Source organism: Roseateles sp. (assembly GCF_036486225.1).
GTDB lineage: Bacteria > Pseudomonadota > Gammaproteobacteria > Burkholderiales > Burkholderiaceae_C > Roseateles.
The window spans coordinates 1-1,998 of sequence record NZ_DASVNZ010000079.1; the positions used below are offsets into that span (position 1 = coordinate 1).

Here is a 1,998-nt window from a genome sequence, read left to right on the forward strand (position 1 = left end):
CGACTCGCAGCCACGCGGCCTGCGCCGCATCGGGCAGCGGCGCCTGCGCGGCCGCGCCGTCGATGAACGGCGCCAGCGTGCGCGACGCTTCGATCACGGCCTCCGGTCCGCCGCGACGCAGGCGCAACTGCGCGGCCGCCGACGCGGCCAGCATCCGCTCCTCCGTCCCCACGCCGTCGTCGGCAGCCAATGCGCCCCACTGGCGCAGCGCGGTGTCGAAGTCCCCATCGGCCAGCGCGGTGCGTGCGGCCAGGAAACCCCACGGCAGCGCCGGCAGCGCACCGCGAGCGGCGCGCTCGTCCAGCAGGCGACGCGCCGTGGCGCCGTCGCCCACGTCGCAGGCCACCGCGATCGCGTCCTGGCGCAGCAGGTCGTTGCCGGGATCCTGCTCCAGGTAGCTCAGCAGGCGTTGCAGTCGTTGCACTTGGGGCGAGGTGTCGTTGGTCATCGGGTCGTGTCCGGGAAATCGAATTCAGGCAGGATCAAGCGGAAGGGGAAGCGTCGAAGGCACGGCGTCGGGTCGCCATCATCCGTCTTCCTCCAATCGTCGCCGCAGCGTGTCGAGCGCGGCGCGGTGCAACTGGGAGATGCGGCCCTTGCTGAGCCCCGTGCGCGCGGCCAGTGCGTCGAACGGATGCCCCTGCAGATAGTGCCATTCGAGCACCTGCCGCTGCGGCTCCGGCAACTGCCGCATCAGCGCAAGCAGACGATCGCGCTGCTGGCGCATCTCCAGCCGCGCGTACGGCATCTGCGCGGCCGGCGCCGGCGCGTCGGGGCCCGCGTCGATCAGGCCCGTGCCTTCCAGCATCAGCCCGATCGCCAGGCCCAGGCCCGCCTCGGACAGGCGCTCGAGCGCACTGCCCTTCGGGAACAGCGATGTCTTGCGGGAAGCCGCCGCCTCGGGCTCGGCCGCCAGGTCCGCATCGACGTCCGCAATGACGTCGATCCGCCCCTTGCTCAGAACGTCGGTTCGACCGTCGGTCTCCGTTCCGGACGAGGTCGACGCCCGCGCGTCGCCGAGTTCCTCCTCGGCCGCGTCCCGCAGCAGCGACTTGAGCCGCGCCTGGCGCAGCTCGCGCGTCGTGGCGATCTGGCGCTGGCGCTCGGACATCGAGGCCACGCCGTCCAGCACCGCGCCGCGGATGCGGTACGCGGCGTAGGTCTCGAAGCGCGCCTCGCGCGCGGGGTCGTAGCTGTCGACGGCCTCCGTCAGCGCGACGGAGGCGAACTGGAAGTAGTCGCCGAAGTCGAGCTCGTCGCCCGGCCGGCCGGCGAAGAGACGCGCCGCCTGCATGCGCGCATAGGGCAGGAAGTGACGCACCAGCGCGTCGCGGGCGCGCGCGTCGTCCCGCCGCGTCCGCCACAGCGGCGCGAGGTCCGCGGGCTGCGGCCAGGGCGAGGTCACGATCCCGGTCGACATCGCGGCGTCCGCGTCCCGTCAGTGGAAGGACCCGATCAGCGCCCGCAGCAGCAGGCCCCAGCCGTCCACCAGCACGAACATCAGGATCTTCAGCGGCATCGCGATGGTCACCGGCGGCATCATCATCATGCCCAGCGCCATCAGGATGCTGGACACCAGCAGGTCGATGAGCAGGAAGGGCAGGAACACCACGAAGCCGATCTGGAACGCGGCGCGCAGCTCCGACACCATGAAGGCCGCCGCCAGCTGCGTCATCGGCACCTCGGCCTCGGTCGTGGGCCGGGGGCGCTTGGCCAAGTCGGCCATCATGAAGATGTCGGCCTCGCGCGTCTGCTTCAGCATGAAGCCGCGCAGCGGCTGCAGGCCCTTGTCGAGCGCGACGGTGCCTTCCATCTTGCCCGCCAGGTAGGGCCGCAGCGCATCGTCGTGCACCCGCTCCAGTACCGGCGACATCGTGAAGCCGGTCAGCAGCAGCGCCATGCCGATCAGCACGACGTTGGGCGGCGTCTCGGGCAGGCCGATCGCATGCCGCAGCATCGACAGCACGACGATGATGCGCAGGAACGAGGTCAGGCAGA

At 71.4% G+C, this 1,998-nt stretch carries 3 protein-coding genes; all 3 read right to left on the reverse strand.

The window, feature by feature from the left end; all coding sequences use genetic code 11:
* Window positions 1–448 (reverse strand): hypothetical protein (locus VF536_RS05820; protein ID WP_331613866.1); only part of this gene is annotated, 448 nt, incomplete at its 3' end.
* A 78-nt stretch (window positions 449–526) separates the two neighbouring features.
* Window positions 527–1,420: a sigma-70 family RNA polymerase sigma factor gene (locus VF536_RS05825; RefSeq protein ID WP_331613867.1), complete on the reverse strand. Its 894-nt coding sequence runs from the start codon at window positions 1,418–1,420 to the stop codon at window positions 527–529.
* Between the two features lie 18 nt (window positions 1,421–1,438).
* A partial coding sequence (gene fliP, locus VF536_RS05830; protein ID WP_331613869.1) for a flagellar type III secretion system pore protein FliP occupies window positions 1,439–1,998 on the reverse strand: 560 nt, incomplete at its 5' end.